Below are 15,943 nucleotides of genomic sequence, written 5' to 3'. Positions count from 1 at the left end.
GGGCTCAGGTGTGGGCGGTACCAGCTTCAGCGTCACGCCGCAATCATACGCGCGCGTCCCTGAAGGCCTGCGGCCGGCGCTCCCGCAACTGCGTGAGGTTCAGCATCTGGCCTCGGTTGTTGCTGAAGTCCGCCAGATCCAGATCGCCCGTCCGGTACAGCTTGCCCCGGGTGGGTCCGAGGATCGAATCCTGACGCTCTGCCCCCTGCCGCTTGAACCACTCGGCGTAGGTCATGTCCGCCGGCACCGCGCCGTCCATGCTCGCGCGCTGGCTCGGCGTCCAGTCTGCGATGTCCGCGCCGCCCAGTTCTTGCCAGGACTTCAGCAGCGGCGAGCTCGTCGACCGGCAGTTCCAATGCAGCCGGCCAGGACCAGCAAGCCACGGGATCTTGTGTCCGATCGGCTTGTGGGTCTCGAGCGCGTACTTCAGGCCGTCGCGAATCCGGCACATCTGGCTTGTGCGCCCGTCCAGCGTAGAGCGCCACACGACGCCCTTCACCAGATCCGCATTCGCGGACAGCACCTGGTCCCGCGCGAAGCCGGCGGTGTGGCTCACCGCCGTGCGCACCACCGATTCAGCGTGCCGACGATCGATCTCGATGATGCCGTCGGTGTAGTTCTGAGCCCTGGTGCCGCGCACCTCTCTGACGATCTGCGAGATCGCCTTCCCCTCCACGAATCCCATGCGCACGGCGTCGCGGATGCGAGCCATACGTCCTTGCTCCAGCCCCTCCCCCCACTCTCGCAGCAGCCGGCCCTGGAACGGGCGTGCCAGCGAGGCGGCGTGAACCTGTTCGATCGACACCGCATTGAAACGCGTCGCGATCTGCACGGGCAGCGGCTGCGTCAGCGTCTCCGTCTGAAAGCGAACTTCCGTTTCGGTCAGGCCGTGCAGTTCGTTGCCAAGCTGCTCGACGAGTTCGGCGTAGACCTGGGCATTGAGCGTGCGGACCGATGACAGCAGCGACTCGATGCGCTCGACCGTCCATGACCCGACCGGCATCGAGTCCAGCGCAGCCTCAAGTTGGGCCGCCAAGTTCGCGTCGGCCCGATTCAGTATCGCCAACAGCCGGTAGACCAGCCAGTTGGAGTACTTCGTCAGGTCAATGCTGCGAGCGACCGCCTCATCGGCCAGCCACTCATTCGCGGAGACCATTGCCGCCCAGCTGATTGTTCATCCCCGGCGCGCCCAGCGGCGGGCCCTCGGCGTCGATGCGCTCCTTCTCGTCGTTCCACTTCAGGTCGGGCGAGATCGTGCCGCGGCGCTGCAGTTCGTTGAACACCGTCTCCTTCGACAGTAGGCCGGATGCGCCCATGTCCTTGATCAGCTGCGCCATCGCGTCGCTGAGCGTCATTGCACCGAAGTCACTGAAGATCTTGCAGTGGCCGCCCTGCCCCGCGCTGATCCAGTCGGCGAAGATCTGGAGCATCTGATCGATCGCGTCTTCTTCGCCCTGGACGATGCGCTGCAAACAGGACCGCAGTCTCGCGACGCTTCTCATACGACGCAGGATCCTCGTTCGGCCACTTCGGCAGGTACGCCTCGCCGGCCTCACGCATGGCCTTCGTCCCACCCAGAAGAGCGCGCGCGAGCTCCCAGTCGGGAGACATCGCGGTCACTTCATCGGATGGAGTTGAGACGTCTGTTGCCATGGACTCAGATGCGCAGCGTGGAAGCCGTCGCGGTTTCCCTTCGCGCGCTTCGGATGATTGACGACTTGATGACGACTCATCGCCGACGACTCGCTCGGTCCGTGCCCCTGTCGACGAGGACCCACCACTGCCCCTGCTGCCACACCAGGACCATCTCGGCCGGCTCGGCGAAGTGCTCCGGCAGGTACCGGTGAAGCAGCGCGGCGCACTCGCGCGCGCGCTCGGCGTGTTCCGGCGCGAGGAAGGCGGCTGGCAGTTGCTCCGTCGTGACGAGGCCCATGCGGCCCTTCGTCGGCAACGTGTGCAGCGGATCCGCGAGGTCGCTGCTCTGCCCGCCGCTGCTGTAGTACTTCACGCAGTAGGCGGTGATCAGGCGCTGATTCGCGCCCTTGGACATGATGGTCGACACCGGCTGATCCACCGGCCGGCCGTCGTTGCCCTCGTTGAATCCGCCATAGGCCTGCTCCAGACAGGCGGCGACAAGCCCACTGGTCGCGCCGCTCGCGGTGACGGTGTTCAGCGGGACTTCGATGTCGCGAATTCCGTGGCTGAATCGCTTCGTGCCGCACTTGCCTTCACCGTGGCCCATGTCGACCAGATGCGCAGCCACCACGCCCAACGGCGCGGCGCCGCCGGGGCGCTTCACGAAGCTGTTCGCGGTGATCGTCGGCATCGGCTCGTCGAGGCTCTGTCCGACGCTGCCGGTCCGGAACTTCGTGAGGTGCGCCTGGCTGACGTACTGCTTCACGCCGCCCGCGACCACGGTACCCAGCGGGCTTTGCACATCGTTCGTGCGCGGCTCCTGGCCGGGACGCTCGCCGTACCCAACGGTGACGAGGTGCGCGCCGGTCAGCGCGTGGTGCGTGCCGCCAGCGGAGACGGTCGACAGCGGCTCTTCGATGCCGTGCCCACCCATGTGCCCCTCGCTCGTGCCGCGCAGCGGCGCCAGCGAGGGCGCGATGACGGTGAAGTGCCCGCCCTTGACCTCGGCGCATGCAGTGCGCAGCGGCTCGTCGGCGCCGGCCGTGCGCGCCTCCGCCGGGCGCGACTGGTCGCCGATGAACGGTGCGAGCACCGGAGTCGCGAGGCACGAATCGGCCTTCGACGTGATGGTCTGCGCCGGCGCGGCGACGCTGCGCGCAGGGCTTTGGCCCATGCGCCCGCCGACGCCCACGATGAACGGCGATGCGCTCGTCAGGACGTGACGGTGTAGTCCCTTCGCCACGCGGCGCAGCGTGTTCTCGGCGAGACCCTTCTTCCGCCCGAAGACGCTCGTCGCCGGCAGGCTGAAGTCGATGCACTCGGCGGCGGTGCGCCACGCGCGGCGGCGGCCGGCGATGACTTCGCGGCTGTCCGGCTTGCCGAACTTGTGGTCGGGGAACTGGATGGGCAGTCCGTCGCGGCGCGCGACCAGGAACAGGCGCTTTCGGATCGTCGGCGCGCCGTCATCGCACGCGCGGAGTTCACGCCAGTCGACGGTGTAGCCGTGCCCGCGCAGTTGCCTCACGAACGACTCGAAGGTCTTGCCCTTCTTCGCCGGATCTGGCCGCGCGGTGCCGTCGGCGCCGATGATGAGCGGGCCCCATTCCTGAAATTCTTCGACGTTCTCCAGCATGAGGACGCGCGGCTTCGTCAGCGCGATCCAGCGCATCCCGACCCAGGCCAGGCCGCGAATGTGCTTCGCGACCGGCGTGCCGCCCTTGGCCTTGCTGAAGTGCTTGCAGTCCGGGCTCAGCCAGACCAGCGCGACCGGCTGGTTTCCAGTGACCTCGATCGGATCCACGTCCCACACGCTCTCGCACAGGTGCTTCGTGTGCGGGTGGTTGATGGCGTGCATCGCCAGCGCTTCGGGATCGTGGTTGATCGCGATGTCGACCGGTCGGCCAAAGGCTTGCTCCAGTCCGGTCGACGTGCCGCCACCGCCAGCGAAGTTGTCGATGATCAGTTCCCGCCCGAGATCGAGCGGCATCGTGAAGTCGTCGCGCCTCATCGGGTTCCCATCGTCCGAGCCACGTCCCGCGCGATCTGCTCGCGCACCTCGGCAGTCCACATGTCCGACGGAGCGAACGCTTGGCACGGCGGAGAGACGGTCAAGATGGTCACGCCCTGTGGAAAACACATCAGGTCCAGCAACTCGCCGGAGGAGAGTCCGCGATCGACCATCAGCGCGCCGGGCTTTGGCAGGTCCGTGCGACGCTTCCCGTCCTGGTTGATCTCGATGCCCGTCGTTTCGGTCTTGCGCCAGACGTCGGACTTCGGTTGCGGAGCCGCCGCGGGCTTCGCGGGGAGACGGAAGTTGTCCGTCGGCTCATTGGGGGTGCGGAGGCTCATGCTGCTCGCTCCAAGCGCTTGAGAACGGAGAGGGTGTTGGTCGCTTCGATGGTCATGCCGGCTTCGATCAGCAGGTCGGCCATCAGCTCGCCAGCGCGGGTCAGGCCGCCGAAGCCGCAGGGCTCGCCCTTGTGGTCGGTGAACCAGAACACGAGCCCACGATCGCGCAGACCTCGCAGCGAGTCTGTTTGGACGATGCTGATGTGGGCCGGAGATTCCTTGTTGCCGCTCCCGCGCTCCATCCACGCGGACACGCCGGCATTGCGCTCCGGCTTTCCGAAGCGATCCTCTTGCGCCTTGACGCGGAGGAGCGTGTTGCACTGCCGCTTCGACAGCGTGAGGACGAAGGCGATCCCGGTGGTCGCCTCGGCGAAGGTCGAGTTCATGCTGTCTCCAGGTCGAAGATGCCGCGAGGGGTCGCGGAAAGACGGATGGCGCCGTGTCGCTCGAGCGCGACGAGGTGGCACTGCGCGGCGTTGGGCGAAGCCCAGTTGAAGTGCGACGCGATCTCAGCGCGCGTCGGTGGCATCTGGTTCTCGGGGCGGTGCTCGCGGATGAAAGCGAGGACCTTGCGCTGCGTGGTGGTGAGGTCGGCGGGGGTCACGCATTCACCTCGCGCTCGGTCTTGATCTGCTCGGGCGGCTTGGCGTCCGGCGGGAGCTTGCGCAGCCACGAAGCAGCGAAATGCGCGGTGCCGGGCGTGTAGCGGCTTCCGACCTGCTCCAGTTCGGCGAACTCGGCCTCGCATCGCCAGATGGGGCCATACAGGGTGTGGTCGCCTTCGTACGACAGGACGCGGACGATCAAGCCCAGGTTCGGGCTCGCCTTGCCGCGCATGCCGTCGATCACCTCGGCGAGGTCACCAGCTTTGATTGGTTCGCTCATGGCGCCTCCACGGATTGCAGGTGCTCGTCGACTGCCGACTGCAGCGATTCGGTCTTGAGGTGGAACTTCTTCGCCGCGGCGATCAGTACCTCCAGCGCGGGCTCGTGCGTGAGTCCAACGGCGTGCAGGTACTCGCGCACGGCGGCGTTCATCACGACTCGCGAGATCTCGCCCGGGAAGACGCCGAACGAGGAGGCGACGCCACGCAGCGCGTCCATCGGAGCAACGCGTTCAGCGAGGACAAGGAACTGCGCCACGGCGGCGGCGCGATCGAATGATTGCTCGGTGCTCATGGCGGCCTCACGCGACGCGAAGATGGGCGGGCTTGGAGTCCTCGTGCTTGCGCGCGGCCCACGCGCGAAGCTGAACCAGCGCTGCCATCGCTTCCAGGCAGCGGGCATCGATCTCCTTCAACTCGTTGAGCTTGATCTGGCCGTCCGCCGTCGCGGCGCCGATGGTCTTGAAGTAGTCCGAGCAGCGCGACACCGACTCAACGAGGTGCTCGGCGCAGTCGCCCAACTCGCGCGAGGCGGCAGGGTTGGCGAGGCAGAGATACCCGAGTTCATCGGCCATCGCGAAGAGCGCGCCGTGGTCGCCGGTGATCTTCTGCACCTGCGCCATTTCCTCCGGCGAGAGGTGGGTCTCGCGGCGGTTGGGATCGACTTTTGCCAGCAGGACCTTGTCGCTGCTGATGCCCATCGCGGCGGCCAGTGAGGCGGTGCCCCACTGGTAGGCCTTCACCGCTGTCTGCAGCGCCCTCGTGATGTCCATGGTGGTCTCCGTGAAAAAACGCCAAGCGTTCTCGTTGATTCAGATCAGTTCCCGTCCGACCATTCAGTCCATGGACAGGGAGAGAGAAGAAAAGACCCCGGGGAACAAACCCCGGGGCAAAACCTCAAGCCCTCGCGTCGTCTCGCGAGGTGTGAATGCCGAGGTGGAGGGATTCAAAAGAGAGGACTGGGACCGCGCCGGGGACGCGGCTCGCCAGCTGATCGCGCACACCATGTACTGCGTGCTGCGCGCCGAGCGCGAGCGGAGGGGGTGATGGCGCATGGCCTATCCCACCTGCCCCGCCGTGGCGCGGGGGCCGCGCTTCGTTGCGCGCGCGGCGGTTCGCTCGGCGTTCTGGAAGTAGGTGATCAGCGGCTGGATCGTCTGGACGCCGGGGTTGTCACGGTCGCCGTACGCGATCTTTCGCGGCAGCGTCTTGGCAACGCCGCATGATTCCGCGATCCGTTCCCACTGAGCAGGCCCAGCCTCCAGGAGCTTTCGCTTCAGGAACTCAACAATTGGTTCGTCCATGGAGCGAGTCTAATCCCACTTCTGGGATTTTGCCAAGCCCATTTTTGGGACGGACGTTTAGGCATGCTCCTGCCTCAATGAGAGCAATAGAACTCCTGCGCAAGAACCTCAGCTCGTTGATGGACAAACGGGGATGGACCTCGAACAAGCCCATCATTACCGCCAGCGCCGGCCGGCTCACAAACGGCACGCTGGGTCGCCTTCGCAGCGACGCCGACGACTGCAAGCTGAGCCACATTGAGGACCTCGCCGAGGTCTTCGATGTGCCCCTGGCCGCGCTCGTTTCACCTGAAGCATCGGAGTCCGCGGCGCCGCGCGGCGCCGGTGGCGCCTTGGACATCGACCTGCTTGCCGCGGTCCTCACGCGACTGGATCCAGAGTCGAGGGCTGAGGTGTCCAGCGCGCTACGGGACCTGGCGCAGTACCCGGACAGCAGGCTCGCCATCCAGCGAGCTCGGAACGCGTTGGCTCACGGTGGTGCCGTGGGTCTCCCGACCTGGCGCGAAACGGCAATCGAGTTCCTGGCGGAAGCCGAACATCGCGGCCGCCAGGTCAACCTCGATACCCTGATCAGCGACATCGACGCCGCTCATTCCGAGGAGTTGACTCGGGTAAGCGCGAAGTCCGCACGCTCGGCATTGACGGAATCGTGATTCACTAGCATCCGTGGGGCGAACGCCACCACCCAAAAGGGGGATCGCTGTACTGCAGCGTCGGATCGAAAAACGATAAATCCGGCGCCGCGGTGATTCCGGTAGCGCCATGTCTGACGATCGCGAAGGACCTATCTCGGTCCATGCCACCCACGCCTACGTGGGGCAAACAGCTGACGGTGACGTCATCTTCCAAATGAGCAAGCCGCCCCCTGACGGCGTCGGTGTGCCGTGCAGCATCGAAGGCTGCGGCGCCCACAACTGGCCCCACGCCAAGATCTGCCACAACTGCCTGAAGGACTTCAGCGCCAAGCGGCGTTTTGTCTTCCTGGCGACGATCGTTGCACTGCTAGTTCTGATAGCGATCACCAACGTTTTGCTGGTGCAACGGATTTAACGACCGAATCCCGACATATCGCTTTCCACTACAGCGCCGCTTGCCGGGGCCGAGATCATGGGGGCACGAAAGGGAACCTCATGACTGACAGACAGCGACGGATGACCAACGACGTGATGTCGAAGATCATCGACAACTTGCCGTCCAGCAAGGCGAAGGACGACGCCGCGAACGCGCTAGAGAAGTTGCCTGGGGTGAGCATCACCGGCAACGTGGAGCAGCTCGCGATCACGTTGAGCGGGCCGATCAACTTCTCAGCGCCGCGCCGCGCCGAGCGACGCCCGTGAGGCGGCGCGCGCTCGTCCTCATGCTGGCGGCCTTGGTGGTCGCCGCATGTGGCGGTGGTGGCGACGACGAGGATCACGAGGACCCGCCGCCTGCGGACACCAGACCGCCCCAGTGCGTGAGGAACCCAACCCTCTGCGCATGACCCGAGCCCGCCTCCCGGCGGGCTTTTTCGCGGGCCTATCGACCCCAGCTGCAGTTTGGGAAGTCGTCTGGGCAACCCTCTTTCCGCGCCGACCCGCCAGCCTCGCGCAGGTACGGCAACCCAGGGCCTCCGCACGCCTCGTCGATGGCCTTCTCGTAGGCGACCTTATCGGAGTAGTTCCGCGTGCTGTGCCCAATGCCCGAGGTGATTGCGGCTTCGCACGCGGCTTTCCGATCAGCGGCGTACCTGGGATTCGCTTGGTGTTGGGAGCCGACGTACAGGATGAACGCGAACACGGCCGCAACCACGCCGCCAGTCCACTTCAGCGCCGTGACGGCGGTCGACGATTTCTTCTTCTCCGGCATCGGCGGCATCCGCACGATCCCAGGCGCTGACACGACCTTCGGCGGCGCCCCGCACCCCGGGCAGGCCGCCGCCTGCGTGCTCACCTGCTTGCCGCACTCGTGGCAATTGACCAGAGCCATCTTTCTTTCCCCCCTCTGAATTGACCGCTCTGCGCTATTAGGTGAAAACCCCTACGCGCGATAATCCCATATTTGGGCTTGCGCAATCCCATTATTGGGATTAGAGTCACTCCCAACGCATCCCTCAACGCGTTCAGGAGAGACCGACATGGCACAGATCCTCAGCTTCGAAGCCGCCGCGAAGGCCAAGGCGCAACGCCAGGCTAATCCGCTGGGCTTCCCCGCGATCGTACTGCCCAAGGCTGGCCGCCGCGCGACCTCGCGTCGTGCTCGTGCCCAGGCGGTTCACTTCGCTGCCCGGCAGGCGCTGTGAGGTCCGTCATGAACACGATGGAGCTCGACATCCTGATCGCGGAGGCGCGCCGCAAGCGCGAGCGCCTGGACCGCGCGATCGAATCGGTGAACAACGCCGCGCGCCTCTACCGCGACCTCGCGGCGGACCCAGAGTACTCGCCCTCCGCGCAAGCCGACTGGCTCAAGAAGCAGACCGACGCCATTGCGACGTCATTCCGCCTGGAGGGCGAGATGCACGTGGTTCTGAAGGACCTGCGCGGCCTGCTCGATCAGCGCGCGGACGCCGAGGAGGCACAGCAAGGACGCGAGCGCCTCTTCGGCTGCGTGCGTCAGGTCGTGCAGGTCTCCAACGTCGTCGCCCTGCCCTTCCCTGCAGATCACTCGCCGGAGGCCGCATGAGCATCCTCGCAATCGTGCGCCGCGTGGCGCCTGCGCCTGCCGCCGCGACTCGTCGCATCGAGTGGCTGGAGTCCGACACCTGCCCGGGTGAGCTCGACACGCCTGAGTCCGTGTACCAGCGAGACCTCGAGTCCAACGGCTGGACCGGCACCGACTTCGCGATCGTCGTCGTGGCCTTCGTCCTCTTCGTGATCCTGCTTGCGCACTTCGCCACGCAGATCGCTCGCGCAATTCCGACCTGAACGCAGCCGCCAGCCCGCGCGGCTGGCGAGTGCGAACAGCACCTCATCAACCGACACGGCAACCTTGGAGAGAACAATGGCGAAGAAGAATGCGGCGGCGCAAGCGGCAGCGACCGAGACGGTCACGGCCTACAAAGGCTTCGACAAAGATTGGAAGTGCCGCGGCTTCCAGTACTCGCTCGGCGAGACGGCTGTTCACGATGGTGAGGTCTCTGCCTGCCATGGCGGTCTTCATGCCTGCGAGTACCCGTTGCACGTTCTCCGCTACTACTCGCCCAACAAGGCTCGCTACGCGATCGTCGAGCAGAGCGGTCAACTGAGTCGTCACGGTGAAGACTCGAAGGTCGCTAGCTCGAAGCTGAAGGTGGTCGCCGAAATCGACCTCGTCGGCCTCATCAAGGCCAGCATCAAGTACACGATGGATCGCTGCACGCCTGCCGATGGCGCGATCAGCGATGTCGACAACACCGTCGTCAAGGCCGAGGGGAAGAACAAGTCCGCATCCGCCAGCGGCAACTCCGGCGCGGCCACCGCCAGCGGCTACTACGGCGCGGCCACCGCCAGCGGCAACTCCGGCGCGGCCACCGCCAGCGGCAACTCCGGCGCGGCCACCGCCAGCGGCTACTACGGCGCGGCCACCGCCAGCGGCAACTCCGGCGCGGCCATGGCGTCGGGCCGAAATGGCCGCGCGAAGGCCTCGCTCGGTTCCGCGATCTTTCTGGTGGAGCGCGACTCCGAATGGAAGGTCATCCACGTGTGGGCCGGCATCGCGGGCCAGGCAGACATCAAGCCGGACACCTTCTACAAGCTCGTCGGCGGCCGGCCGGTCGAGGCCTGAGGCGGAGACGACGATGAACGCCACGACGAAGCCGGAGGGTCAGGCGGTGCAGGCCGCTGGACTCGCCTTGCTGCGCGAGCCCGTGCCCGAGCACCTCATCAGCAAGCTGCCGAAGGGAACGAAGGCGCAGAACGACTGCCCGAACGATCAGAAGATCAACTGCACCGTCTGCGGCGGTTGGCACCACCCCAACGTCCGCCACCTCGACTACGTCGGCCACGCGGCCACGACGCACCGCCTGCTGGATGCGGACCTGCTGTGGGACTGGGAGCCACTGGCTTTCGACGCTGATGGTCTCCCGAAGTTCGACTCCAAGGGCGGGCTGTGGATCAAGCTGACCGTCGCCGGCAAGACGCGCCTCGGCTACGGGAACGCGGACAACAAGCCTCACATGGACGCCGGATCGCGCGAGAAGGAGGTGATCGGCGACGCGCTGCGGAATGCTGCCCTCCGATTCGGCCTGGCGCTCGACCTGTGGAGCAAGGCGGACATCCACGCTGGCCAGCGAGACGGCTGGTATCAGGCCGCGATGACCGGCATCTACGAGGCGCCCAACGTCGGCGAACTGAAGGCGCGGGTCGCGGCGGCTATCGAGCTGGCCCGCGCGCGCGGCGACCAGGACGCCGAAGACGACTTCATCGTGGCCCAGGCCAACAAGATGGCCACCGCCAAGCGCGCGCCCGCGCCGCCCCCTGCCGCCTCAACCGCGCGGCCCAAGCAAACCCCGCCGCCGTCCGACGTGAACGAAGACGACGTGCCCTTCTGACCAGGAGATTTGAATGTCCCTCGACCTCGACGACTCGACCGGCTTCGATGAGCCGACCACCGACAGCCCGGAAGTGACCGTGGCGAAGGAGCAGAACGCCCTCGCCATCACGCAGGACATGGAGCGCGTGAAGAGCGCCCTCACCGAATTCGATCGCGTCGAAGCCGGTCTCGCCGATTTGGAGGCGCGGTTCCCCAAGGACGCCGTCTACATGGTGGGCACGACCAAGGGCATGAAGGACGCCATCGAGCACCGCGCCGCGTGGCGCGATCCGCGAATCCTGGTCGACAAGAGCCGCAAGATGGCGAAGGCGCCGGTGCTGGCTCTGGGCAAGAACATCGATGCGCGGGCCAAGTGGCTCACCGCGAAGCTGCTGGAAGGCGAGGAGCCCGTCGATCAACAGATCAAGGTCGAGGAAGCGCGCAAGGAAGCCGAGCGTCAGGCTCGCGCCGCCGCCGAAGCCGCGCGCATCCTGAAGATCCAGGAAGCGCTCGCCGAGATCGGGCAGAACGTGCTGATCGCCTGCAGCAAGACCTCCGTCGAGGTGCGCGCGCTGTCCGAGCAGATGCACGCCACTCTGCCCGATCCGGACGTCTTCCAGGAGATGCTCGATCAGGCGAAGGCCGCGTGGGCATCGGGCATCGAGAAGTTGGAGACCACCCTCAAGGCCAAGCTCTACGACGAAGCCGAGGCCGCACGCGTCGCCGCGGAACAGGCCGCCGAGGAGCAGCGCCGCAAGGATGAGGCCGCGCGCCTGGAGGCCCAGCGCATCGAGAACGAGCGCGCCGCCGAGGAGCAGCGCAAGGCCGCCGAAGCGATGGCCGAGGAACGCCGGCAGTTCGAAGCCGAGAAGGCCGCGATGCAGGCCGAGAAGGACCGTCTCGCCAAGTTGGAAGCCGACCGACAAGCCCGCGTGGCCGCGCGCTTCGACCGCTACGAGGAACTGCTGGCCTTCGACTGCACGAAGCCCGCCGACGAGATCCGCACGACCATCGCACGGCTGACCTCCAACGCGCCGAGCGAGGACACCTACGGTGACCGCCTGGAGGAGGCGCAGCAGAAGCACGCGCAGGTGCTGGCGCACCTGCAGTCGATCCTGCCGACGGCAATCGAGCGCGAGCAGGCCGCCGAGATGGCGCGCCTCGCAGCGGAAGCCGCCGCCTCTGCGACTGCGCCAGAGCCGGAACCTGCCCCCGCGCCGGTCGACGTCATCCCCGTCGCCGCTCCTGTCTCCCAGGTCCGCCAGCCCGATCCCGCGCCGGCACCCGCGGAGGAGGACTACACCTTCAGCATCATCGACATTAACGCCCTGATCGCGCCGATCAAGATCGACGCCGCCGGCATGGCGCACTTCGGCTTCACCGGCCAGAGGCGCGGCCCCTCGACGCTGTTCAAGCGATCGGACGTCCTGAAGTTCGGAAGCCTAGGCTCCAACCACCTGCTGACCGTGATGGCGGCGGAGAGCCTGGAGAAGGCAGCATGAGCGCGGCACAGCACACGCCCGGTCCGTGGACCTTCGGTGACTGGGCGACGAAGTCGAAGGGCATTGCAGGCGATTCCGGGTGGGTTGAGGTCTGGTCGGAGGCCGGCTCGGATCGCCTGAACCTCCCGTTCATCGCCTGCAAGCACCACGACGAGATCGCCAACGCGCGCCTGATCGCAGCCGCGCCGGACTTGCTGAAGTCCGTGAAGGAGCTGCTCCCGATGCTCGCCCAATGGCACGAGGAGTTCCCGAGCGACGTCGGCGACAAGGAAGGTCCCGCCATTGACGCGGCGCGCGCCGCCATTGCGAAGGCGGAAGGGGCTGCATCGTGAGCGTCACCTCCAGCATCACCATCAAGGCCGACGAGATCAGTTCGATCCAGGTTGATCGACCGAGCGCGCTGGAGATCGAGGTGTGGCTCACGCAGGACCAAGCCGAGGATCTGATCACCGAACTCGACAGCGCCTTCGGCTTGCGCACCCTGCTCGACAAGGTCACGCCGCACCTCGTCAGCGAAATCCACGCGGAGGGCGCGGCTGACGCTGTGACCTCTCTGGAGAACGGCCAATGACCGCCCAGCCCTTCTTCCTCATCGGCCTCGCGGTCGGCTGTCTGATCGCAGCACTGGGGGTTGTCCTGTACATCGTCGCCGCGATCCGCCGCGCGCCGCTGCCCGGCAACGGCCCCATGGCGCTCCCCGAAGCTGCCCCACCCTCCGCCACCTTCCACGACGTGGCCCTGATTGCAGCGATGCAGGGAATGCTTTCCCACGGGGAGACGCTGGACAGGAATCCCATCTACATCGCCAACCGGGCACAGCAGATCGCGGACTACATGGTCCGGGTCAGGAGAGCAGCATGACCCTCTACGCCGTTCACATCCCCGGCCCGAACGAGTTGTTCGCAGCCCCAAGCCTCGAAGAGGCAGAGCGCGTCGCGGCGGCCTACAACGCAGCGTGGCGTGTGACCTACGCCGGAATGCAGGCGAAGTCCACCTGCCCGGAGGCTATGCCCTCCATCGAATCCACACTCATGCATGTCGTGCGCTGGCCTCACAGCGAGCCCGGCCACAAGGTCGACGTCATGCAGTGGCGGCCCGAGGAATGGGGCGTACCGCCGGCTCCGGCTCCCGCTGTCGACGACAAGACCATGGACCTGTTCGGAGGTGGCGCATGAACGCCGACAGGGCAGTCGCCCTCGTGCAGCGCTACGCCCGTCTGCAGTCGGTGATCTGCCAGCGGCGCAAGCTGTTTGGCCGCCTCTTCGATAACTGCGAAGAGCCAGCCTATGACGGCGACATTCAGGTCGGCTCTGGGTGCATCTCGGCGCTACGCGAGGCAACCCGCGAGGGTGGACTCAGGTACGGACCAGACGGCGAGTCCAACTGGCATCAGGTGCTCGACGACCTTGAGGTCTGCCGCTCCTGCCGACTGGGCCTGCGTGTCCGGAAGCAAATCACCAAGCGCCTGCTCAAACGTCGAGCCTCCACGCTGGCCGCGATGCGTCGGCTCGGAAGCAAGTCATGAGCCGCCGCTATCGCCAGCGCGCCAACGCGCGCCCATGGACCAACCCCGCTCCCGAGTCGCCGATCGACTGGGAAGCCCTGGCCGCCGATCGCGCACGACGCGAGCAGCAGCCCACACCTCAGCAAGGGAAGACGCAATGACCCACGATCAACTCGAATCCATCCGTGCCGCCAGGCTTCAACTCATCGACCTCGGCAACGAGAAGGCAGCGGCTCTGCTGGATTGGGCGGTGACGGCAGAGCCGAGCGAAGACGCCGAGGACGCGGAGCTTCTCCGCTGGCTGCGACCGCGCTTCCTGGCCGTGGACTGGGACTGGAACGGCAATGGCTCGACCATCGTGTTCCAGTTCCCATCCGAAGCGACGGTGAGCGCGGATCTAGACGCCACGCTGCATTCCGCCATGACCTTGGAGGCCTGACATGGACACCGCCAAGAAGCTCACCCTAACCCAGTGGTACGACCTCGCCCAGCGCCACGCAAATCGCGACTGGAACGCAGATGGCTACCTCGAATCGATTAAGGCCGTTTGCGCCGACTTCGAAGCTCTCTCCACCCCTGCCGCAGCAGATGCGCCGGAGCGCTACAGCATCGACGCCGATCCGCAAGGTATTCGCGCGCTGGTGTCCGACGCCATCACCGGCGCAATCGCGCTCGGGGCTCAAGACGAAGGCCCCGCGCCTGATGGTCACTGGCTCGCGCAGTTCTGGAAGATCGGGCGCGATGCTGATCAGTGGCGGTCGACGGTCTGGGCCATCGCGCGTGCGCTGAACTGCCTGCCGTCCACCTACGCCGATGCCAATGGGCACGTGCTTCGGCAGGCTGAAAAGCTGATGGCAGACCTCAAGGCATCTGCGCCGGAGCCGGTGGCGCTGACGGATGCATCCGCGTTCAAGACCAGCTACGAGGGCCGCTCCGAGGTGATTCGGTTCTTCACCCAGCACCTAGGTCGGCACGACTTCACCCGATACATCGAGAAGACGCTGGCCGCCGACTTCGCGTGCGCCATCGCACCGGCCCTACATCAGCTGATGGCCGCATCCCAGCCCGCTCCGGTGGAAGCGAAGGCGCGCCCTGACGACGATGCGTTGTGGGATCAGACGCTGAAGGAGCGCGACGACTATCACGAGTGGGCCGACCAACTCGCCGCACGCATCGCCACCATCACGGGCGCCGACATCGGCGAGCACTCTAGCGCGAACTGCCCCTGGCGGAACGCGGTCGACGCGGCGGATGAGTTCTCCACCCCTGTGCAAGCGCAGGCTGTGGCGGTGCCGGAGGGCTGGCGAATCCGCCCACAGCTCGATGGATTCACGGTCGTCCATACGCCGAGCGGGACGAGCCTCAAGGTCCATCCCGAGGGGTTCCACATCCAAGAGCGCGTCTTGGCGAAGCTGTGCGCCGCTCTTGTCCCCGCCCACTCCAATGGAGAAAGCGCATGACCGTTGATCCGATCGGAATGGTGATCGCGTTCACCGTCGCTGGCGTATTTGGCGCTTGGGTCGGATGGCTCGGCGGAATCGCTGAAGGCCGCGCTCGCGAACGGAACAAGGAGGACTCCCATGAGCAATGACCTGATCGAAGCGCTGGAGCGCGAACTACCGCTGCTGCATTCCATCATGGACGGGTACCCGCGCGGGTTCGCCCAAGCCGACGCTTTGCGTGCGATTCGATCGCTGCAATCTGCCCTCGCTGCCCATCGCTCGCAGCAGGAGGCGGCGCAAGAGCCGGTGTATCAGATCACCAGCGCGTTCTTAGGCGACCCCGCCAACACTTGGCGCGATGCGACGCGCGCGGCGTTCGACCTCCAACCGGCAGAGCATCGGCGCGTGCTCTACACAGCCTCCCCCGCCCCGTCCGAGAGTGCTGCGAGGGCTGCGGCGCTGCTGGCCGAGAACGCGCGTCTCATCGAGGACCGCGCGAGGTTCCCCGACCGACCCGACCACATCGGCAGGATGATCGGTAGCCACTACAACAACCTGCGCGCAGCCGCGAAGTCGCATGAAGATGCATGGCGCGCGCAGATGGCTCGGTCGGATGCGCTGCAATTGGATGCGGCGCGGTATCGGTGGCTGCGCGACCAGATGCAATTCTCTTGCGTCGGGAACGACCCTCCTGTGCTTTCGCTGCCAGACCGAATCCCAGCACCGAATCACGACAGGGTGCACGGGTTCCTCCCTGAGATCTTCGAGCGTGACGCCGACGCAGCCATCGACGCCGCCATGGCCGCATCGGGCAGGGAGTCCGCAACATGAGCCCCGCA

General features: G+C 66.2%; 31 protein-coding genes. 21 read left to right on the top strand and 10 right to left on the bottom strand.

From position 1 onward, the window contains the following. Nucleotides 1-43: 43 nt before the first annotated feature. From AC07O8_RS19430 to AC07O8_RS19390, 9 genes are all read right to left on the bottom strand, one after another. Nucleotides 44-1,156, bottom strand: coding sequence for a phage minor head protein (locus AC07O8_RS19430; RefSeq protein WP_495049605.1), 1,113 nt, complete (start codon nucleotides 1,154-1,156; stop codon nucleotides 44-46). After that, on the bottom strand, nucleotides 1,140-1,430 hold the full coding sequence (locus tag AC07O8_RS19425; RefSeq protein WP_495049604.1) for a hypothetical protein: 291 nt from the start codon (nucleotides 1,428-1,430) through the stop codon (nucleotides 1,140-1,142). The genes AC07O8_RS19430 and AC07O8_RS19425 overlap by 17 nt, the downstream gene beginning before the upstream one ends. Before the next feature lie 299 nt (nucleotides 1,431-1,729). Further along, nucleotides 1,730-3,643, bottom strand: coding sequence for a DNA cytosine methyltransferase (locus AC07O8_RS19420; protein WP_495049603.1), 1,914 nt, complete (start codon nucleotides 3,641-3,643; stop codon nucleotides 1,730-1,732). Further along, nucleotides 3,640-3,984 (bottom strand): hypothetical protein, encoded by a 345-nt coding sequence (locus AC07O8_RS19415; RefSeq protein ID WP_495049602.1) that lies wholly within the window; start codon nucleotides 3,982-3,984, stop codon nucleotides 3,640-3,642. The genes AC07O8_RS19420 and AC07O8_RS19415 overlap by 4 nt, the downstream gene beginning before the upstream one ends. Next, nucleotides 3,981-4,370: a hypothetical protein gene (locus tag AC07O8_RS19410; protein WP_495049601.1), complete on the bottom strand. Its 390-nt coding sequence runs from the start codon at nucleotides 4,368-4,370 to the stop codon at nucleotides 3,981-3,983. The genes AC07O8_RS19415 and AC07O8_RS19410 overlap by 4 nt, the downstream gene beginning before the upstream one ends. Further along, nucleotides 4,367-4,588 (bottom strand): LexA family protein, encoded by a 222-nt coding sequence (locus AC07O8_RS19405; RefSeq protein WP_495049600.1) that lies wholly within the window; start codon nucleotides 4,586-4,588, stop codon nucleotides 4,367-4,369. Before AC07O8_RS19405 ends, AC07O8_RS19410 begins: the two co-directional genes overlap by 4 nt. Then, nucleotides 4,585-4,869, bottom strand: coding sequence for a hypothetical protein (locus AC07O8_RS19400; protein WP_495049599.1), 285 nt, complete (start codon nucleotides 4,867-4,869; stop codon nucleotides 4,585-4,587). The genes AC07O8_RS19405 and AC07O8_RS19400 overlap by 4 nt, the downstream gene beginning before the upstream one ends. Then, nucleotides 4,866-5,162, bottom strand: a complete 297-nt coding sequence (locus AC07O8_RS19395) for a hypothetical protein (protein ID WP_495049598.1) — start codon at nucleotides 5,160-5,162, stop codon at nucleotides 4,866-4,868. The genes AC07O8_RS19400 and AC07O8_RS19395 overlap by 4 nt, the downstream gene beginning before the upstream one ends. Before the next feature lie 7 nt (nucleotides 5,163-5,169). Next, nucleotides 5,170-5,640 (bottom strand): phage regulatory CII family protein, encoded by a 471-nt coding sequence (locus tag AC07O8_RS19390; protein WP_495049597.1) that lies wholly within the window; start codon nucleotides 5,638-5,640, stop codon nucleotides 5,170-5,172. Between AC07O8_RS19390 and AC07O8_RS19385 the strand changes: the two genes are divergently transcribed. Beyond that, nucleotides 5,633-5,914 carry a hypothetical protein gene (locus AC07O8_RS19385; RefSeq protein WP_495049596.1) on the top strand — a complete coding sequence of 94 codons (282 nt, stop codon included), beginning with the start codon at nucleotides 5,633-5,635 and terminating at the stop codon, nucleotides 5,912-5,914. The genes AC07O8_RS19390 and AC07O8_RS19385 overlap by 8 nt on opposite strands. An 11-nt stretch (nucleotides 5,915-5,925) precedes the next feature. On the opposite strand, the gene AC07O8_RS19380 is transcribed toward AC07O8_RS19385, so the two are convergent. Continuing rightward, nucleotides 5,926-6,171: a hypothetical protein gene (locus AC07O8_RS19380; protein ID WP_495049595.1), complete on the bottom strand. Its 246-nt coding sequence runs from the start codon at nucleotides 6,169-6,171 to the stop codon at nucleotides 5,926-5,928. A gap of 119 nt (nucleotides 6,172-6,290) precedes the next feature. On the opposite strand from AC07O8_RS19380, the gene AC07O8_RS19375 reads away from it, so the two are divergent. The 20 genes from AC07O8_RS19375 (at nucleotide 6,291) to AC07O8_RS19280 (ending at nucleotide 15,935) form a co-directional block, all read left to right on the top strand. Beyond that, entirely contained in the window at nucleotides 6,291-6,824 is a 534-nt protein-coding gene (locus tag AC07O8_RS19375; protein ID WP_495049594.1) for a hypothetical protein, read from the top strand. A gap of 109 nt (nucleotides 6,825-6,933) precedes the next feature. Next, nucleotides 6,934-7,221, top strand: coding sequence for a hypothetical protein (locus AC07O8_RS19370; RefSeq protein WP_495049593.1), 288 nt, complete (start codon nucleotides 6,934-6,936; stop codon nucleotides 7,219-7,221). A 101-nt stretch (nucleotides 7,222-7,322) separates the two neighbouring features. Continuing rightward, nucleotides 7,323-7,508 carry a hypothetical protein gene (locus AC07O8_RS19365; RefSeq protein ID WP_495049592.1) on the top strand — a complete coding sequence of 62 codons (186 nt, stop codon included), beginning with the start codon at nucleotides 7,323-7,325 and terminating at the stop codon, nucleotides 7,506-7,508. A gap of 425 nt (nucleotides 7,509-7,933) precedes the next feature. Next, complete coding sequence (locus tag AC07O8_RS19360) at nucleotides 7,934-8,155, top strand: hypothetical protein (protein ID WP_495049591.1); 222 nt, start codon at nucleotides 7,934-7,936, stop codon at nucleotides 8,153-8,155. A gap of 129 nt (nucleotides 8,156-8,284) precedes the next feature. Then, nucleotides 8,285-8,449: a hypothetical protein gene (locus AC07O8_RS19355; protein WP_495049590.1), complete on the top strand. Its 165-nt coding sequence runs from the start codon at nucleotides 8,285-8,287 to the stop codon at nucleotides 8,447-8,449. 8 nt (nucleotides 8,450-8,457) lie between these two features. Further along, the gene (locus AC07O8_RS19350; protein ID WP_495049589.1) at nucleotides 8,458-8,829 is read left to right on the top strand and encodes a hypothetical protein; all 372 of its coding nucleotides are present in this window, start codon (nucleotides 8,458-8,460) and stop codon (nucleotides 8,827-8,829) included. Continuing rightward, entirely contained in the window at nucleotides 8,826-9,071 is a 246-nt protein-coding gene (locus tag AC07O8_RS19345; protein WP_495049588.1) for a hypothetical protein, read from the top strand. The genes AC07O8_RS19350 and AC07O8_RS19345 overlap by 4 nt, the downstream gene beginning before the upstream one ends. Before the next feature lie 76 nt (nucleotides 9,072-9,147). Beyond that, a complete protein-coding gene (locus AC07O8_RS19340) occupies nucleotides 9,148-9,909 on the top strand; it encodes a DUF7666 domain-containing protein (protein WP_495049587.1) in 762 nt (253 codons plus the stop codon). Between the two features lie 13 nt (nucleotides 9,910-9,922). Next, nucleotides 9,923-10,675, top strand: coding sequence for a hypothetical protein (locus tag AC07O8_RS19335; RefSeq protein WP_495049586.1), 753 nt, complete (start codon nucleotides 9,923-9,925; stop codon nucleotides 10,673-10,675). Nucleotides 10,676-10,688: 13 nt separating this feature from the next. Continuing rightward, the gene (locus AC07O8_RS19330; protein ID WP_495049585.1) at nucleotides 10,689-12,158 is read left to right on the top strand and encodes a hypothetical protein; all 1,470 of its coding nucleotides are present in this window, start codon (nucleotides 10,689-10,691) and stop codon (nucleotides 12,156-12,158) included. Beyond that, a complete protein-coding gene (locus AC07O8_RS19325) occupies nucleotides 12,155-12,490 on the top strand; it encodes an XkdD/Y8K6 family phage-associated protein (RefSeq protein ID WP_495049584.1) in 336 nt (111 codons plus the stop codon). Before AC07O8_RS19330 ends, AC07O8_RS19325 begins: the two co-directional genes overlap by 4 nt. Beyond that, nucleotides 12,487-12,729 carry a hypothetical protein gene (locus AC07O8_RS19320; protein WP_495049583.1) on the top strand — a complete coding sequence of 81 codons (243 nt, stop codon included), beginning with the start codon at nucleotides 12,487-12,489 and terminating at the stop codon, nucleotides 12,727-12,729. Before AC07O8_RS19325 ends, AC07O8_RS19320 begins: the two co-directional genes overlap by 4 nt. After that, nucleotides 12,726-13,019 (top strand): hypothetical protein, encoded by a 294-nt coding sequence (locus AC07O8_RS19315; RefSeq protein WP_495049582.1) that lies wholly within the window; start codon nucleotides 12,726-12,728, stop codon nucleotides 13,017-13,019. Before AC07O8_RS19320 ends, AC07O8_RS19315 begins: the two co-directional genes overlap by 4 nt. Then, nucleotides 13,016-13,333, top strand: a complete 318-nt coding sequence (locus AC07O8_RS19310) for a hypothetical protein (protein ID WP_495049581.1) — start codon at nucleotides 13,016-13,018, stop codon at nucleotides 13,331-13,333. The genes AC07O8_RS19315 and AC07O8_RS19310 overlap by 4 nt, the downstream gene beginning before the upstream one ends. Beyond that, nucleotides 13,330-13,683, top strand: coding sequence for a hypothetical protein (locus AC07O8_RS19305; protein WP_495049580.1), 354 nt, complete (start codon nucleotides 13,330-13,332; stop codon nucleotides 13,681-13,683). The genes AC07O8_RS19310 and AC07O8_RS19305 overlap by 4 nt, the downstream gene beginning before the upstream one ends. Continuing rightward, a complete protein-coding gene (locus tag AC07O8_RS19300) occupies nucleotides 13,680-13,823 on the top strand; it encodes a hypothetical protein (RefSeq protein WP_495049579.1) in 144 nt (47 codons plus the stop codon). The genes AC07O8_RS19305 and AC07O8_RS19300 overlap by 4 nt, the downstream gene beginning before the upstream one ends. Then, nucleotides 13,820-14,101 (top strand): hypothetical protein, encoded by a 282-nt coding sequence (locus tag AC07O8_RS19295; protein WP_495049578.1) that lies wholly within the window; start codon nucleotides 13,820-13,822, stop codon nucleotides 14,099-14,101. The genes AC07O8_RS19300 and AC07O8_RS19295 overlap by 4 nt, the downstream gene beginning before the upstream one ends. 1 nt (nucleotide 14,102) lies before the next feature. Next, entirely contained in the window at nucleotides 14,103-15,122 is a 1,020-nt protein-coding gene (locus tag AC07O8_RS19290) for a hypothetical protein (RefSeq protein ID WP_495049577.1), read from the top strand. Continuing rightward, nucleotides 15,119-15,253, top strand: a complete 135-nt coding sequence (locus AC07O8_RS19285; protein ID WP_495049576.1) for a hypothetical protein — start codon at nucleotides 15,119-15,121, stop codon at nucleotides 15,251-15,253. Before AC07O8_RS19290 ends, AC07O8_RS19285 begins: the two co-directional genes overlap by 4 nt. Beyond that, entirely contained in the window at nucleotides 15,243-15,935 is a 693-nt protein-coding gene (locus AC07O8_RS19280) for a hypothetical protein (RefSeq protein ID WP_495049575.1), read from the top strand. Before AC07O8_RS19285 ends, AC07O8_RS19280 begins: the two co-directional genes overlap by 11 nt. Nucleotides 15,936-15,943: the final 8 nt, after the last annotated feature.

The sequence above is a fragment of the Roseateles sp. GW821-FHT09G09 genome (assembly GCF_059415965.1).
Note: the sequence above shows the minus strand (reverse complement) of the source record. Positions and strands in the feature narration are given on the sequence as shown.

What these genes read in the sequence shown, in the direction of transcription:
- AC07O8_RS19430 (WP_495049605.1), bottom strand. Translation starts at nt 1,156, where the DNA reads ATGGTCTCCGCGAATGAGTGGCTGGCCGATGAGGCGGTCGCTCGCAGC.
- AC07O8_RS19425 (WP_495049604.1), bottom strand. Translation starts at nt 1,430, where the DNA reads ATGCTCCAGATCTTCGCCGACTGGATCAGCGCGGGGCAGGGCGGCCAC.
- AC07O8_RS19420 (WP_495049603.1), bottom strand. Translation starts at nt 3,643, where the DNA reads ATGAGGCGCGACGACTTCACGATGCCGCTCGATCTCGGGCGGGAACTG.
- AC07O8_RS19415 (WP_495049602.1), bottom strand. Translation starts at nt 3,984, where the DNA reads ATGAGCCTCCGCACCCCCAATGAGCCGACGGACAACTTCCGTCTCCCC.
- AC07O8_RS19410 (WP_495049601.1), bottom strand. Translation starts at nt 4,370, where the DNA reads ATGAACTCGACCTTCGCCGAGGCGACCACCGGGATCGCCTTCGTCCTC.
- AC07O8_RS19400 (WP_495049599.1), bottom strand. Translation starts at nt 4,869, where the DNA reads ATGAGCGAACCAATCAAAGCTGGTGACCTCGCCGAGGTGATCGACGGC.
- AC07O8_RS19395 (WP_495049598.1), bottom strand. Translation starts at nt 5,162, where the DNA reads ATGAGCACCGAGCAATCATTCGATCGCGCCGCCGCCGTGGCGCAGTTC.
- AC07O8_RS19385 (WP_495049596.1), top strand. Translation starts at nt 5,633, where the DNA reads ATGTCCATGGTGGTCTCCGTGAAAAAACGCCAAGCGTTCTCGTTGATT.
- AC07O8_RS19390 (WP_495049597.1), bottom strand. Translation starts at nt 5,640, where the DNA reads ATGGACATCACGAGGGCGCTGCAGACAGCGGTGAAGGCCTACCAGTGG.
- AC07O8_RS19380 (WP_495049595.1), bottom strand. Translation starts at nt 6,171, where the DNA reads ATGGACGAACCAATTGTTGAGTTCCTGAAGCGAAAGCTCCTGGAGGCT.
- AC07O8_RS19375 (WP_495049594.1), top strand. Translation starts at nt 6,291, where the DNA reads ATGGACAAACGGGGATGGACCTCGAACAAGCCCATCATTACCGCCAGC.
- AC07O8_RS19370 (WP_495049593.1), top strand. Translation starts at nt 6,934, where the DNA reads ATGTCTGACGATCGCGAAGGACCTATCTCGGTCCATGCCACCCACGCC.
- AC07O8_RS19365 (WP_495049592.1), top strand. Translation starts at nt 7,323, where the DNA reads ATGACCAACGACGTGATGTCGAAGATCATCGACAACTTGCCGTCCAGC.
- AC07O8_RS19360 (WP_495049591.1), top strand. Translation starts at nt 7,934, where the DNA reads ATGAACGCGAACACGGCCGCAACCACGCCGCCAGTCCACTTCAGCGCC.
- AC07O8_RS19355 (WP_495049590.1), top strand. Translation starts at nt 8,285, where the DNA reads ATGGCACAGATCCTCAGCTTCGAAGCCGCCGCGAAGGCCAAGGCGCAA.
- AC07O8_RS19350 (WP_495049589.1), top strand. Translation starts at nt 8,458, where the DNA reads ATGAACACGATGGAGCTCGACATCCTGATCGCGGAGGCGCGCCGCAAG.
- AC07O8_RS19345 (WP_495049588.1), top strand. Translation starts at nt 8,826, where the DNA reads ATGAGCATCCTCGCAATCGTGCGCCGCGTGGCGCCTGCGCCTGCCGCC.
- AC07O8_RS19340 (WP_495049587.1), top strand. Translation starts at nt 9,148, where the DNA reads ATGGCGAAGAAGAATGCGGCGGCGCAAGCGGCAGCGACCGAGACGGTC.
- AC07O8_RS19335 (WP_495049586.1), top strand. Translation starts at nt 9,923, where the DNA reads ATGAACGCCACGACGAAGCCGGAGGGTCAGGCGGTGCAGGCCGCTGGA.
- AC07O8_RS19330 (WP_495049585.1), top strand. Translation starts at nt 10,689, where the DNA reads ATGTCCCTCGACCTCGACGACTCGACCGGCTTCGATGAGCCGACCACC.
- AC07O8_RS19325 (WP_495049584.1), top strand. Translation starts at nt 12,155, where the DNA reads ATGAGCGCGGCACAGCACACGCCCGGTCCGTGGACCTTCGGTGACTGG.
- AC07O8_RS19315 (WP_495049582.1), top strand. Translation starts at nt 12,726, where the DNA reads ATGACCGCCCAGCCCTTCTTCCTCATCGGCCTCGCGGTCGGCTGTCTG.
- AC07O8_RS19310 (WP_495049581.1), top strand. Translation starts at nt 13,016, where the DNA reads ATGACCCTCTACGCCGTTCACATCCCCGGCCCGAACGAGTTGTTCGCA.
- AC07O8_RS19305 (WP_495049580.1), top strand. Translation starts at nt 13,330, where the DNA reads ATGAACGCCGACAGGGCAGTCGCCCTCGTGCAGCGCTACGCCCGTCTG.
- AC07O8_RS19300 (WP_495049579.1), top strand. Translation starts at nt 13,680, where the DNA reads ATGAGCCGCCGCTATCGCCAGCGCGCCAACGCGCGCCCATGGACCAAC.
- AC07O8_RS19295 (WP_495049578.1), top strand. Translation starts at nt 13,820, where the DNA reads ATGACCCACGATCAACTCGAATCCATCCGTGCCGCCAGGCTTCAACTC.
- AC07O8_RS19290 (WP_495049577.1), top strand. Translation starts at nt 14,103, where the DNA reads ATGGACACCGCCAAGAAGCTCACCCTAACCCAGTGGTACGACCTCGCC.
- AC07O8_RS19285 (WP_495049576.1), top strand. Translation starts at nt 15,119, where the DNA reads ATGACCGTTGATCCGATCGGAATGGTGATCGCGTTCACCGTCGCTGGC.
- AC07O8_RS19280 (WP_495049575.1), top strand. Translation starts at nt 15,243, where the DNA reads ATGAGCAATGACCTGATCGAAGCGCTGGAGCGCGAACTACCGCTGCTG.